The organism is Rhodospirillales bacterium (genome assembly GCA_023898805.1).
Classification (GTDB): Bacteria; Pseudomonadota; Alphaproteobacteria; order Micavibrionales; family UBA1664; genus UBA6145.
In genome coordinates this window covers 1,755,437-1,768,064 of the sequence record CP060260.1, presented here as the reverse complement: position 1 = coordinate 1,768,064, position 12,628 = coordinate 1,755,437, and the positions used below count along the sequence as shown (strand labels likewise).

Annotated in this window: 15 protein-coding genes; 6 read left to right on the top strand and 9 right to left on the bottom strand. The window is 62.0% G+C overall.

Annotated elements, in window-relative coordinates:
- Positions 1-33 precede the first annotated feature (33 nt).
- A complete protein-coding gene (locus tag H6866_08730) occupies positions 34-1,359 on the top strand; it encodes a deoxyribodipyrimidine photo-lyase (protein USO07483.1) in 1,326 nt (441 codons plus the stop codon).
- A 12-nt stretch (positions 1,360-1,371) separates the two neighbouring features.
- Entirely contained in the window at positions 1,372-2,274 is a 903-nt protein-coding gene (locus H6866_08725) for an LD-carboxypeptidase (protein ID USO07482.1), read from the top strand.
- Here H6866_08725 and H6866_08720 read toward each other — a convergent pair.
- Positions 2,257-2,679, bottom strand: coding sequence for a nuclear transport factor 2 family protein (locus H6866_08720; protein USO07481.1), 423 nt, complete (start codon positions 2,677-2,679; stop codon positions 2,257-2,259). The genes H6866_08725 and H6866_08720 overlap by 18 nt on opposite strands.
- 27 nt (positions 2,680-2,706) lie before the next feature.
- On the opposite strand from H6866_08720, the gene H6866_08715 reads away from it, so the two are divergent.
- Genes H6866_08715 through H6866_08705 form a run of 3 tightly spaced genes read left to right on the top strand, consistent with a single transcriptional unit; the run spans position 2,707 to position 4,881 of the window.
- Complete coding sequence (locus H6866_08715; protein USO07480.1) at positions 2,707-3,642, top strand: sulfite exporter TauE/SafE family protein; 936 nt, start codon at positions 2,707-2,709, stop codon at positions 3,640-3,642.
- A 3-nt stretch (positions 3,643-3,645) separates the two neighbouring features.
- Positions 3,646-4,374: a TIGR02186 family protein gene (locus H6866_08710; GenBank protein USO07479.1), complete on the top strand. Its 729-nt coding sequence runs from the start codon at positions 3,646-3,648 to the stop codon at positions 4,372-4,374.
- A gap of 12 nt (positions 4,375-4,386) precedes the next feature.
- Complete coding sequence (locus H6866_08705) at positions 4,387-4,881, top strand: universal stress protein (protein ID USO07478.1); 495 nt, start codon at positions 4,387-4,389, stop codon at positions 4,879-4,881.
- Between the two features lie 16 nt (positions 4,882-4,897).
- Here H6866_08705 and H6866_08700 read toward each other — a convergent pair whose 3' ends face one another.
- From H6866_08700 to H6866_08665, 8 genes are all read right to left on the bottom strand, one after another.
- A complete protein-coding gene (locus H6866_08700) occupies positions 4,898-5,518 on the bottom strand; it encodes a cyclase family protein (GenBank protein ID USO07477.1) in 621 nt (206 codons plus the stop codon).
- The gene (locus tag H6866_08695; GenBank protein USO07476.1) at positions 5,515-5,958 is read right to left on the bottom strand and encodes a MucR family transcriptional regulator; all 444 of its coding nucleotides are present in this window, start codon (positions 5,956-5,958) and stop codon (positions 5,515-5,517) included. Before H6866_08695 ends, H6866_08700 begins: the two co-directional genes overlap by 4 nt.
- Before the next feature lie 374 nt (positions 5,959-6,332).
- Positions 6,333-7,004 (bottom strand): tRNA (adenosine(37)-N6)-threonylcarbamoyltransferase complex dimerization subunit type 1 TsaB, encoded by a 672-nt coding sequence (tsaB, locus tag H6866_08690; GenBank protein USO07475.1) that lies wholly within the window; start codon positions 7,002-7,004, stop codon positions 6,333-6,335.
- Positions 6,989-7,552, bottom strand: coding sequence for a malonic semialdehyde reductase (locus tag H6866_08685; protein USO07474.1), 564 nt, complete (start codon positions 7,550-7,552; stop codon positions 6,989-6,991). The genes tsaB and H6866_08685 overlap by 16 nt, the downstream gene beginning before the upstream one ends.
- Before the next feature lie 9 nt (positions 7,553-7,561).
- On the bottom strand, positions 7,562-8,110 hold the full coding sequence (locus H6866_08680) for a NifU family protein (GenBank protein ID USO07473.1): 549 nt from the start codon (positions 8,108-8,110) through the stop codon (positions 7,562-7,564).
- Between the two features lie 9 nt (positions 8,111-8,119).
- Positions 8,120-9,271, bottom strand: coding sequence for a phosphoglycerate kinase (locus H6866_08675; GenBank protein USO07472.1), 1,152 nt, complete (start codon positions 9,269-9,271; stop codon positions 8,120-8,122).
- A gap of 9 nt (positions 9,272-9,280) precedes the next feature.
- The gene (gene pip / locus H6866_08670) at positions 9,281-10,231 is read right to left on the bottom strand and encodes a prolyl aminopeptidase (protein USO07471.1); all 951 of its coding nucleotides are present in this window, start codon (positions 10,229-10,231) and stop codon (positions 9,281-9,283) included.
- A 17-nt stretch (positions 10,232-10,248) separates the two neighbouring features.
- A complete protein-coding gene (locus H6866_08665; GenBank protein ID USO07470.1) occupies positions 10,249-11,142 on the bottom strand; it encodes a thermonuclease family protein in 894 nt (297 codons plus the stop codon).
- 26 nt (positions 11,143-11,168) lie between these two features.
- Here H6866_08665 and H6866_08660 point away from each other — a divergent pair, with 26 nt between their 5' ends.
- The gene (locus tag H6866_08660) at positions 11,169-12,626 is read left to right on the top strand and encodes a M48 family metalloprotease (protein USO07469.1); all 1,458 of its coding nucleotides are present in this window, start codon (positions 11,169-11,171) and stop codon (positions 12,624-12,626) included.
- Positions 12,627-12,628: the final 2 nt, after the last annotated feature.

Sequence of the window (12,628 nt, the reverse complement as noted above, 5' to 3'; positions counted from 1 at the left end):
TGTCTTTTTGTGGGTTTCGCCCAATGTCAGTACATGGGCAAACCTGTCATCTGGTGGCTGCGGCAGGATCTGCGGCTGACTGATAATCCCGCGCTTGTTGCCGCAGCCGAATCCGGCGCGGTCATTCCCTTATACATTCTTGAAGAGCCATGCCAGATCGGCGGCGCCTCGCGCTGGTGGCTGCATCACGCGCTGGCGGCGCTGGGCGCGCCGGTGGTCACGCGCCGAGGCGCGGTGCTGGATGTGCTTTGCGAGGTGATGCGTGAAACGGGGGCTACGTCAGTCTACTGGAACCGGGCATACGAACCGACGGCCATTTCACGCGACAAGAATATCAAGGCGGCGCTTAAAGACGCCGGACACACGGCCCAGAGTTTCAAGGGCAACATCCTGATCGAACCGTGGGAGATGCCAAAGCCGTACAAAATATTCACGCCGTTTTACAAGGCGATTTTGGGCATGGAGGCGCAGTTCGGCGTGCCCCTGCCCGCCCCGAAAAATCCGCGCTGGTCCGGCGCGACAAGCGAGAGGCTTGGCCTGTTGCCCGACATTCCGTGGGACCGTGAATTTCTCGATCACTGGGCGCCGGGCGAAGACGGGGCAAGGGCGCGCACGATGGATTTCATCGACGGCGCAATGGAAGATTACGGACACAGGCGCGACATTCCCGGCGTCGACGGCACCTCGCGCCTGTCGCCGTATCTGCATTACGGTGAAATCTCGGCACGCGACCTATGGCAAACGGCATTGCCGCACAGGGGCGCCGCGCCTTTTCTGCGCGAGGTCGCGTGGCGTGAGTTTTCGATGCATCTGCTGTTCCAGCATCCCCATTTACCAACGCAGCCCCTGCAGGAAAAATTCGCGCGCATGCCGTGGCGAAAAAATGAAAAAGATTTGCGGACATGGCAGAGGGGCATGACCGGGTTTCCCATCGTCGATGCCGGCATGCGGCAGCTGTGGCGCACGGGATGGATGCATAACCGTGTGCGGATGATCGTCGCATCGTTTCTGGTCAAACACCTTTTGATCCACTGGCATGAAGGGGAAAAATGGTTCTGGGACACGCTGGTCGACGCTGATCTGGCCAACAACGCCGCAAGCTGGCAATGGGTGGCCGGATGCGGTGCCGACGCCGCACCGTATTTCCGCGTCTTCAATCCGATTTTACAAGGCGAGAAATTCGACCCCAAGGGCGATTACGTGCGCGCCTTCGTGCCGGAACTGGCGGATGTACCGGACAAATTCATCCACAAGCCGTGGGAAAGCGGCATGACGCTCGATTACCCCGCGCCAATCGTCGACCATGCCGCGGGGCGGGGACGCGCGCTGGATGCGTTTGCGTACATCCGCAATTCATAGGACAATGGGCGCATGACCCGTCCGGCGCGCCTTGCGCCCTGCCCTCTGCCCGCTGGCGGCACGATCGGCATCTGCGCCCCGTCCTCGCGCGGGGCGCCGGACGCCGCGGGTATGCATATTCTTGAAGATTGCGGATACCGCGTATTCATCCACCCGCAAAACGGATTGACGCACCATCAATCGGCAGGCAGCGCAGCCGAACGCGCGCAAGCGATCAACGATTTGTTCGCCGACACGGGCATCGACGCGATCATGGCCGCGCGCGGCGGCAACCGGGTGATGCACGCGCTGCCGCATCTCGACTTCGCGGCGATTGTCGCCAACCCCAAGCCGCTGATCGCGTTTTCGGACGGCACGGCGCTGATCAACGCGATTTACGCGCGCACGGGATTATGCGGGTATCACGGCCCGACGCTTTCACGGCTGGGCCGCGCGCAACCGCATGAAATCATCCAGATGACCCGCGCGCTGGGCGGCATGGAAACGACGCTGAACTGGCCCGACGCCAAGATCCTGAAGGACGGACGGGTGCAGGGCCCGATGATCGGCGGCAATCTGTCGATGATGGCGGCGCTGACGGGGACCCCGTACATGCCGGATACCACCGGCGCGATTTTATTTCTTGAGGACGTGGGCGACCAGTTGAGCCGTTATGACCGCATGTTCGTGCAATTGCGGCTTTCGGGCGCGTTTGAAAAGCTGGCGGGGCTGGTGATCGGGCAAATCGGTACCGATGGAGATTCCTCGGTCACGCCGTTCGGTTTCACGCCCGACGAAATCATCGCCGAGCATATCGCCGGGCTGGACATCCCGGTCATCGTCAATGCCCCTTTCGGACATTCCGGGCCTTTATGCACGCTTCCCATTGGCGGGGTCGCGCATCTGGATGCCGGGAATCTAACCCTGACGTTTTAAAAGCCGCGCCAGCAGGCCGCGCGGCGCGGGCGGCGGCGGCACGCCGTCCCAGTATTCGACGATGGATGCGATCTTGCCGGTCATGTCGATCATTGCCTCGCTGACGCCGGAAAGACTGTATTTCACGCCATCGGCGCGGGTCACCAGACGGTCCCAGCGCAGGTAAGCGGTATGCCCGTTCAGGCCGGATGCGCGGTCGGTGACCTTCATACGCAGCGCGGATACGCCATCGAACAGGGCGGCATGGATCACGATTGCGGCATCGACCCCCGCGCCCTCGCGCTCCGGCGTGCGGTAACGCACGTCGCGGGCCACGAATTGCGCGACCCGGTGGACACCCTGCGGTGCCAGCGTTTCCAGCCAAGCGACGTAACGGTCGATCAACGGCGTTTCGTGCGGTAACATTTCATCCTCGGCCCTGTTTTTGCCGTAATGAGTCGGATAATCTTATACGCCATGCCAGTCTATCTTCCTATCGCGGAAATGTCGGTGTCGGCCGGCGCAGTCGTCCTTCTGGGTATCGTCGTCGGCTTTTTTTCAGGCCTGTTCGGGATCGGCGGCGGTGCGCTGACCACGCCGCTTTTGATCTTTTTCGGGATTCCGCCGGTGGTCGCGGTCGCGACCCAGACCTGCCAGATCATCGCATCCTCTACCGCCGGGTTCATCAGCCAGTTGCAGCGACGCGGCATCGATTTCAAGATCGCGGGACATATGATGACCGGCGGCGCGATCGGCGCGGTCATCGGGCTTGGCATCTTTCAGCTTTTACGCATGCTGGGCCAGATTGATCTGGCCATCAAGGCGCTGTACATGGTCCTTCTGGGCGGGATCGGGGTTTCGATGATCGTCGAGATTACGCGGTCCTATCTGCGCCGCGACGCAGGCGGCGCGCCAACCGAAAACCGGGTGCATCGCTGGCTCAAGACCCTGCCGATGCAGACGGAATATCCGGTATCCGGCATCACGATCAGCCGCTACGGCCCGATGGGTATCGGCTTCGTTTCCGGCATATTGCTGGCCATTCTGGGCACCGGGGCGGGGTTCATGGTGGTGCCGGCCATGATCTATTTTCTGGGCATGCCCGCGTTGATGGTCACCGGCACGTCGATGCTGCAATTGCTGGTCCTGACATCCCTGGCCGCGATGATGCACGCGTTGACCACGCATGCGATCGACCTGATTTTGGGCGCGCTGCTGATTTTCGGCAGCGTCATCGGCACGATTCTGGGTCTGCGTTCGACCAAATACGTGCACGGGCGCCCCGCGCGGTTGCTTTTGGCCGCGATCATCGTCGTGGTCGCGATCCGCATGGGATTCGAGCTGGTCATTCCGCCGCACGACCCGTACACGCTGTCGATCGGGCATTAGACGATGCGCCGGATAATCCTGACAATCCTTCTTTTGGGCGCCTTTAGCGGCAGCGCGCACGGCATGGCGGTCGACATCTCGGACGACATCATCCACGTCACGACCGGGTTCAACGGCGCGGGCATCACCGTATTCGGCACGCAGGACGAACCGGGCGCGGTCGTACTGGTGATCGAGGGGCCGCCACACCCCATGACCGTGCGGCGCAAGTCGCGGGTGATGGGGCTGTGGACCAACACGTCGTGGCGCGATTACAGTGATGTGCCCTCGTTTTATGAAGTGGCGGCCAGCAGCCCGCTTTCAATGGTCGCCGCGCCGGACGTTTTGCGCGAACATCATATCGGGCTGGACAGCCTGCACGTCGCGCCGGAGGACGGCGAGAACACCGTGCAGGACGACGCGTTCACGCGCGAATTGTTCACGCGCATGGAGCAGCGGCGACTGTTCGTGCCCACCGTCACCCCGCTGGCCTATCCCGGCCCCAAGCTGTTCAAGGCGCATTTCGCCATGCCGCCGATCGTGACCCCCGGCGAATACAAGGTTTCGGCCTATCTGTTCGCGGATGGCAAAGTGATCGAACAGGACAGCACCAGTTTCAACGTCGTGCCAGAGGGGTTGAGCGCCGATATACGGCGCTTTGCCCTTGAGGACGGGGTGTTGTATGGTTTATGCGCCATCGCCATGGCGATGGCGGCCGGATGGCTGGCCACGGTGCTGCTGAAACGGGAATGACGCGGGAAGAGCATGAACGCAAAAGGTGAAAAGCGGCGCGGCGGCGATGGCGGCACCTATCTGGTGATCGCGGACGACACGCCGGAATTCCGCGTCGCATTGCATTACGCGGTGCGCAAGGCGCGGGCGCGGCGCGGGCATCTGGCCATGGCGCGGATCATCGAACCCGTGGCCTTTACCGAATGGATGGGCGTCGAATCCGCCGCCCGGGCCGAGGCGCGCGCCAAGGCCGAGGGGGAGATGGAGGCGCTGGCGGGCAGCGTGGCCGCCGAACACGGGATCACCCCGTCGCTGATCCTGCGCGAGGGCAAACGGATCGACGAAATCATCGCGATCACGAACGGCAATCCCGGCCTGGTCGCGCTGGTGCTGGGCGCAAGCACGCAAAAGGGCACGCCGGGACCGCTGGTCAGTTACTTCACCGCCAAGGGGATTTCGCAATTGCGTGTGCCGGTCATCATCGTACCGGGGCATCTGAAGCCGGAAGACCTTGGCAGGCTTGTGTAAAATCCGAATCCGGGCGTCATCCAATCTCTGCAACGATCCGCGCGGGCGCGGCATCGGCTTCGTACTTTACCGGATATGCGTGGACGCGGAATTCCCGGTTTTCCAGCGCGGAAAGATTGGTCAGATTTTCAGCAATTAAAATACCGGCGGCCAGCAGGATTTTGTGGACCGGGAACGGGTCGTAATCAGGCGATGGAGTATCCAGACCGACCATTGCGACTCCTGCCTTTACAAGTCCGTGGGCAAACCTCTCATCCAGCATTGGATAGGCTTTATAGTAATCGTCTTCACGAAACCGTGCGGACCAGCCGGTATACACCAGAACAACATCCCCCGCCCGCAAATCAGTCCCCTCCAGACATTCTGCCGTAATAACGGGCGAAAGACCGCGCGCATCAATCAGACGACCACGTCCTGTGCAATGCGCGAGTGGTACGTCGCATATGCGTGCGCCACCCGCGATCATGTGCAACGGCGCATCGATATGCGTACCAACATGCATACAGGTTTCAACTTTGTGATCTGAAAACCCGTCTTTCTCGACAAACATCGTCTGATACAGGCGCGCACATGGATCGCCGGGATAGACCGGCATATCGCCGGTAAAAATATGGGTCAAGTCGACGAGCGACTTCATTTCGCCTTGCGGCCGGATTTGCGGCGCTTGCCAAGGCCGATATTCTTGGCCAGCTTGCTGCGCTTGGCGGCGTAGTTGGGGGCGACCATCGGATAATCGCTGGGCAGGCCCCAGCGTTCGCGGTAAGCCTCCGGCGTCAGGTTGTAGGCGCTTTTGAGGTGGCGTTTGAGCATTTTCAGCTTCCTGCCATCCTCAAGGCACACGATGTAATCGGGCTGGACCGATTTTTTGATCGAAACGGCCGGGTGCGGGCGTTCAGCCGAAACACCCCCGGAGCCGCCAGCGCCGACATTGGCAAGCGTTTTGTGCACGCGGTCGATCAACGCGGGAATATCCGCCGCCGGAACGGTGTTACCGGAAAGATAGCTGGCGACGATCTGGGCGGTCAGGGCCAGAATATCGCCCGTATTGACGGCGTTTGAGGACGCGGGCTGGGACATCGTTTTCTTGCCTTTATCTTTGATTATTATCGATTACCCGTTTTATTTAGGTAATAACGCCGCATAATACAAGGATAAATCAGAAAAAACAGGGTCCTGACCCTAGGGTCAGGACCCATTAATCTCATGAGAGTGCGTGACATGGGAAAGGGATGGATGCAAGGAAAAGGGCCGAAGGCGGGGTGGTTCCCCCGTCGAAGCCCTTTGACGCGGCAGACGCCCTTTTCCCATGTCACCCGCAAGGGCGCGGCCAAACCACACCCCGGCGGCTTCAAAAGCCTTGGTCGCAGGAACCGCTGCGCCCTTCGGCTTTTTCATGGCCGGATGCGCGGTTTGGCTTCGCGCGCAATCCATGACATTAATGAGTCCTGACCCTAGACAATCCGCGCAGGTTTGCGGCGGGCGGACGAAACATCGGCCCCGCGCAGATAAACGGGTTCCGGCAGGGCGGGCGATGCGCCCGCATGATCGCGCGCACGCGAAAGCGTAAACGAAAGCGCACCGGCCACCAACGCGTCCAGCGGCAGAAAGGCCAGTTCATGCGCGGGGTTAGACAGGCCCAGTTCGGCGCGGGCGCGGGCAACCGCGTCGCCCGCAAGCGTCCAGTCGGGACGGATGATCGCCTTCAATTCCTCGCCGGACATACAGGCATCGTCACAGCCGGGGGCGCGGACGTAATAATCGCTGCGCTTGGTTTCGATCAGGATACATAAAGGTCTGTCCGGCAACGCGCGGGCAATCGCGTCGAAGCTGCCGATTCCATAGGCGGGTTTGCCCGATATTTGCGCAAGGGCGCGGATCGTGGCCAATCCCACGCGCAGGCCGGTAAACGTGCCGGGGCCGTTGGCAACCGCATAGGCGTCGATATCGCGCAAGGTCAGGCCCGCCGCGTCCAGCCGTTCCATGATCATCGGCATCAGGCGTTCGGCCTGTCCACGTTCCATTGGCTCGGTTTCGGCGAACAGCGTGCCGTCGGCGCGGCGCACCGCGACGCCGCAGGCGCTTAAGGCCGTATCGACGGCGAGAATATTCAGATCACCTGACATGCGTCGTCGAAGGTCAGGCGCGGGCCGCGCGGCGCCAGTTTGGCCGCATCGCCATGCCCCATTAGGCACAGGAAATTGGATTTCCACCCCGTACCGGCGAAAAAGGCGGCGTCGATGCCGTTATTGTCGAACCCGGACATCGGCAGGCAATCAAGGCCGAGGGCACGCGCGGCCAGCATCAGATACGCGCCCTGCAGGCTGGAATTGCGCAGCAGCATCGCCACGTTGTCGGCATCGCGGTATTTCGCCGCGCGCTCGGCATCCAGCGTTTCATAAAAAGCCGTGTCAAAGGCAATGATGGCGCATACGGGCGCGGCTTGCGCCTTGGCGACGTTGCCGGAATCGAGAAGCGGGAAAAGTTTTTCCCGCGCATCGTGCGATTTTATGAAGGCCACGCGCATCGGCTGGAGGTTGGAGGCGGTCGGGCCCAGCTTGGCCAGTTCGTAAACCGCCTGAAGCAGCGCATCGCTGACCGGTGCGGGCGTGAAGCTGCGATGGCTGCGCGCCTGGCGGAAGATGAGGTCCAGCGCCTCGTCGGACAGGATCATCGTACCACCCTATGCCGGTCTGACTTCGCGCACTTCGGGGACGAAGTGGCGGAGCATGTTTTCGATGCCGTTTTTCAAGGTCGCGGTCGCGGACGGGCAGCCGGAGCACGCGCCGCGCATGTGCAAGTAGACCACCCCGTCCTCGAACCGGTCGAAGACGATGTCGCCGCCATCCATCGCCACGGCCGGGCGCACGCGTTCATCCAGAATGTCGCGGATTTGTGCGACTACTTCGCCATCTTCCGCGTTTTGGGTGGCGGCGGGCGTACTTACGCCCTCCACCGTCGGCAGGCCGGAAAGCGCGTGATCCATGATCGCGGCCAGAATACGCGGCTTGAGCACCGCCCAATCGTCATCCGCAGCCTTGGTCACGCTGACGAAATCGTGGCCCAGATACACGCCATCGACCCCCGCGATCTTGAACAGGCGCCGGGCCAATGGCGACTTGTCCGCATCGGCGGCCATGCGGTAATCGAACGATCCGCCCGGCGCGACGGGCGTACCGGGGATGAATTTGATCGCGTCGGGGTTGGGCGTGGCTTCGGTCTGGATGAACATGAGATTTATCTAGGCCGCCGCCTTCGGCTTTGCAAGGACGGTGACGCCCGGCAAGTCCTTGCCTTCCAGCCATTCCAGAAACGCGCCGCCGGCGGTGGAGATATAGGTGAAGTCGTCAAGCACCCCTGCCTGCGCCAACGCCGAAACCGTGTCGCCGCCGCCCGCGACGCTGACGCAGCGCCCTTCCCCCGTGCGTGCGGCCACGTATTTCGCCAGCGCGGTGGTGCCAATGGCAAAGGCCGGCATTTCAAACACGCCCATCGGGCCGTTCCAGACGATGGTGCGGCAGGGCTCCAGCGCCTCCTGCACCAGTTTCACGGTTTCGGGGCCGATATCCATGACTTCCCAATCCTTGGGCATGTCGGGGCGGGCGCAGGTGACGTGCTTCGCATCCGGGGCGAAGGTTTCGGCGGCGATGCAATCGACCGGCAGGACGATGCGGCAGCCTTGTTCCTCGGCCCGCGCGGAAATCGCGCGCGCGGTGTCCAGCATGTCCGGTTCGTAAAGCGATTTCTGGGGGTTCCAGCCGCGCGAAGCCAGAAAGGTGTTGGCCATGCCGCCGCCCAGCACCAGCACGTCCATCTTCGATACAAGATTGCCGAGCAGGTCGAGCTTGGTCGACACCTTGGCGCCGCCGACGATGGCGGCAACGGGTTTTTTTGGGCTGGCAACGGCGGCATCGAGCGCCGCGAGTTCGGCGCGCATCGAAAGGCCCGGTTCGGCGGGCAGGATTTTGGCCAGCGCATGGACCGAGGCATGAGCGCGGTGCGAAACGGAGAACGCATCGTTGACGTAGTAATCGCCCAGTTTGGCAAGTTGCGCGGCAAAGGCAGGGTCGTCTTTTTCCTCGCCCGGATCAAAGCGCAGATTTTCCTTCAGCACTACATCGCCCTGCCCTTCAAAGGATACGGGCGCGCCCCAGCGTTCGCTTAGGACAGGGGCCAGAAACTTCAGGGAATATTTATCGTCCGGCTTGCCCTTGGGCCGCCCGAAATGCGAAAGGATCACGATTTTCGCGCCGCGTTCGCGCAGGGCCAGTACCGTCGGTTTGACGCGGTCGATGCGCGTGAAATCGGTGACGTTGTGCGCGTCGTCGACCGGGACATTAAGGTCGAGGCGCAGCAGAACGGTTTTTCCCTTAAGGTCGGTTTTGTCAAACATGTCGCATCCTTATCTGATGGAACGGGCGTTGTCGGTGGCGGCAATCAGGCGGTCGCGGATGGCAGGGTCCATCGCGGAATGCCCCCCGTCGGGCACGACCACATAATCGGCCTCGGGCCATACTGTATGCAGATCGTGCGCGATTTTCAAAGGGGTGATCATGTCATAACGTCCGTGAATGATCACCGCCGGGATATGGCGGAAGGCATCGACGCGCTTGAGGATGCTATCCGCATCGGTGCGCACGTGGTTTTTAAAATAATGCGCCTCCAGCCGCGCCATGGCCACGGCGCGTTTGCGCTGGTCGTCGGTGTAAATGGTCTGGTAATGCGGATACAGCGTGGCGCAGGCGGATTCATAACCGACCCATTGCATGGCGGCGGCGGTCTTCGCCGCCTCGTCATCCCCGAACAGGCGGGCGTGATAGGCGGACAGCAGGTCGCCGCGTTCGGTTTCGGGGATGAAGCGGGCGAAACGCTCCCACACTTCGGGGAACACGGTGCGGATACCTTCAAGCCACCATTTGTTTTCGTCGCCGGTCATCAGCCAGATGCCGCGCAAAATCAGGCTTGCGCAGGCATCCGGGTGGTCGGCGGCGTACAGCATGGCCAGGGTCGAACCCCATGACCCGCCGAAGACATGCCATTTGCCGATGCGCAGATGCTGGCGCAGCGCCTCGATATCCGCGACCAGATGCGCGGGGGAATTGTCGCGCACCTCGCCCAGCGGTTCGGAACGGCCGCTGCCGCGCTGGTCGAACAGGACGATGCGGTAAAAATGCGGGTCGAAAAAGCGGCGGTATTCGGGCGTCGTGCCCGCGCCCGGCCCGCCATGCAAAAACAGAACCGGCACGCCGTCGGGGTTGCCGGATTGTTCCCAGTACAAGGTATGGATGTCGTCAACAGCCAGAAAGCCGGTCGAATACGGGCGGATCGCGGGGTAAAGTTTGCGGAAGGCCATGCGATAATCCCTTGTTTCTATCCGTGATCCTCCAGCACCTCGATCTGTTCGGGGTGCGAGATTTCGATCAACGCGCCGTTGACGTTGCGGATAAAGCCGCGCACGCGCAAGGCCTTGCCGTTCAGGCCCATCAGGTTCACGCCTTCGCGCGCGAATTCCAGCCGTTTGGTCGATGGCACAGCAACCGTGAAATCGGTGCGCCAGTCGCGCCCGAAATTGATGAAGAAGGTGTTGTCGCGCAAGGCGGTTGAATAAACCTTACCTTCGACGATGCGGTATTCGTTGACGTAGTCCTTCGCCTCGTCCGGCGCAAGCACGCGCCAGCGGTCGTCGCCCCACAATCCCGCACGGCGGCGGCGGGCGTCGGCCTCGACCTCGTACATGCGCGGAGCCATTTCGGGGTTGCTTTCACTGGTCATCACGCTGGCCAGTCCTTCGTACAGCAAAATACCCTGAAGCCACATGCCGTCGTCGCGTTCGACCTGCGCCAGCGTCTGGCCCATGCGGTTGGTGCGTCCGACATTTCCATCTTTGGTCTGGTATAGGCGGACATAGCGGCCCTGCGCCACTTTTTTCAGCAGCGCGGCGGCGCGGCGCACGGTTTCGCCCGGGTCGTCGGCGGATTCCCACGGCACCCAGATGCCGGTCAGGCGCACTTTGGTCTTGTTGTCGGTTTCGATGGTCACGCCGTCGAGGACGTCGGTCACACGCGCCTTTGGCACCGTCATACGGAAACGGCGGAAATCGCCCATGATCTTGGGCATAAGCGGCCCGGTTTTTGCGCCGGAATCGGCCGAAAGTTCGGTATCAAAGCCGCCATTGGGCGCATCCTGCGCAAAAGCGCCCCGCCCCCATGGACAGGCCAGCGCCAGTACCGCAATAATGATCCATACCCATAACCGGACAATCATAGACCGTTACTTAGGACGCCATGCCCATGATCCGCAAGTCTTTCGCCGTGATAGGCGTGTGCCTTTTGCTTGCCGCGTGTTCAACCAACGAGGCGACGGGCCGTTCGCAGTTCACGGGACTTATGAACACCGCGCAGGAAAACGCGCAAGGGGCCGAGGCCGAAACCGCCATCCAGAAACAGTACGGCGTGGTCGAGGACCCCAAGATCACCGCCTTTGTCAACACTATCTGCGCCCGCCTGACGCCGGGGCTGGAGCGGCGCGACGTCGCCTATCGCTGCACGGTGCTTGATTCCCCGGTGGTCAACGCCTTCGCCCTGCCCGGCGGGTATATCAACGTCAATCGCGGGCTTTTGGCCTATGCCGAAAACGAGGCCGAGGTCGCGGGCGTGCTGGCGCATGAAATGGGGCACGTCACCGCGCGGCATATTTCCGAACGCTATTCGCAAAGCGCGCTGACCCAACTGGGCGGGAGCATCGCCTCGGCCGCGCTTGGCAGTTCGGCGGCAAACAGTTTGATCAGTCTAGGGTCCAATCTTTACTTGTCGTCCTATTCGCGCGGACAGGAATCGGAGGCCGACGACCTGGGCATACGGTACATGTCGCGCGCCGGGTACGATCCGCGCGCGATGGCCAGTTTTCTGGCCACGCTGCAACGCGAATCCGCGCTTTCCGCCGCAGAACAGGGCGAACAGTACAAGGAAATGCGCGGTTTCATGGCTACGCACCCGATGACCGGCGACCGCGTCGCGCGCGCGGTTTCGATCGCGGCCAACACGCCAAATCCGGGCACGTATCTGGGCGAGGATACCTATTTCAACGCGGTGAACGGGCTGGTGTACGGGGATTCGCCCAAGGACGGGTACGTGCGCGGGCAGGAATTCGTGCATCCGACCCTTGGCTTCGCGTTCATGGCGCCCGCCAGTTTCGTCATCAAAAACGCGCCCGACCAAGTCATCGGACAGGCGCGCAGCAATTCCGGCGCGACGTTCGTATTCAACGCCGCCGCCAAGCCCGCGGGCATGGACCCCGCCAGCTATATCACGCAGGTCTGGATGAAAGGCCGCGGCACACCCGGCAAAATGGAGTCGATTACCGTAAACGGGATGCGCGCCGCCACCGCGCAGATACAGGGCACGATCAACGGCACACCGGCCCTGATGCGGCTGGTCGCCATCGAATGGGCGCCGGACACGGCATACCGGTTCCAGTTCGCGATGCCGCAGGCGACAAAACCCGGCGAAATCGACACGTTCAAGCGCATGACCTATAGCCTACGCCGGATGAATCAGGCCGAGGCCGGAAACACGCGTCCGAAACGCATCGCGGTGGTGACCGCCGGGGCCGGGCAAACCGTGGCCGGCATGGCCAAGCGCATGGCGTTCGACGACGGGCTGAACGAACAGCGGTTCCGCGCGCTCAACGCGCTGGGCCCCGGCGATGCGCTTTTGCCCGGTCGCCAGTATAAAATCATTGTTCAGTAAGC

Coding starts and splice junctions, on each gene's coding strand:
- H6866_08730 (USO07483.1), top strand. CDS start 34: ATGGGCAAACCTGTCATCTGGTGGCTGCGGCAGGATCTGCGGCTGACT.
- H6866_08725 (USO07482.1), top strand. CDS start 1,372: ATGACCCGTCCGGCGCGCCTTGCGCCCTGCCCTCTGCCCGCTGGCGGC.
- H6866_08720 (USO07481.1), bottom strand. CDS start 2,679: ATGTTACCGCACGAAACGCCGTTGATCGACCGTTACGTCGCTTGGCTG.
- H6866_08715 (USO07480.1), top strand. CDS start 2,707: ATGAGTCGGATAATCTTATACGCCATGCCAGTCTATCTTCCTATCGCG.
- H6866_08710 (USO07479.1), top strand. CDS start 3,646: ATGCGCCGGATAATCCTGACAATCCTTCTTTTGGGCGCCTTTAGCGGC.
- H6866_08705 (USO07478.1), top strand. CDS start 4,387: ATGAACGCAAAAGGTGAAAAGCGGCGCGGCGGCGATGGCGGCACCTAT.
- H6866_08700 (USO07477.1), bottom strand. CDS start 5,518: ATGAAGTCGCTCGTCGACTTGACCCATATTTTTACCGGCGATATGCCG.
- H6866_08695 (USO07476.1), bottom strand. CDS start 5,958: ATGTCCCAGCCCGCGTCCTCAAACGCCGTCAATACGGGCGATATTCTG.
- tsaB (USO07475.1), bottom strand. CDS start 7,004: ATGTCAGGTGATCTGAATATTCTCGCCGTCGATACGGCCTTAAGCGCC.
- H6866_08685 (USO07474.1), bottom strand. CDS start 7,552: ATGATCCTGTCCGACGAGGCGCTGGACCTCATCTTCCGCCAGGCGCGC.
- H6866_08680 (USO07473.1), bottom strand. CDS start 8,110: ATGTTCATCCAGACCGAAGCCACGCCCAACCCCGACGCGATCAAATTC.
- H6866_08675 (USO07472.1), bottom strand. CDS start 9,271: ATGTTTGACAAAACCGACCTTAAGGGAAAAACCGTTCTGCTGCGCCTC.
- pip (USO07471.1), bottom strand. CDS start 10,231: ATGGCCTTCCGCAAACTTTACCCCGCGATCCGCCCGTATTCGACCGGC.
- H6866_08665 (USO07470.1), bottom strand. CDS start 11,142: ATGATTGTCCGGTTATGGGTATGGATCATTATTGCGGTACTGGCGCTG.
- H6866_08660 (USO07469.1), top strand. CDS start 11,169: ATGATCCGCAAGTCTTTCGCCGTGATAGGCGTGTGCCTTTTGCTTGCC.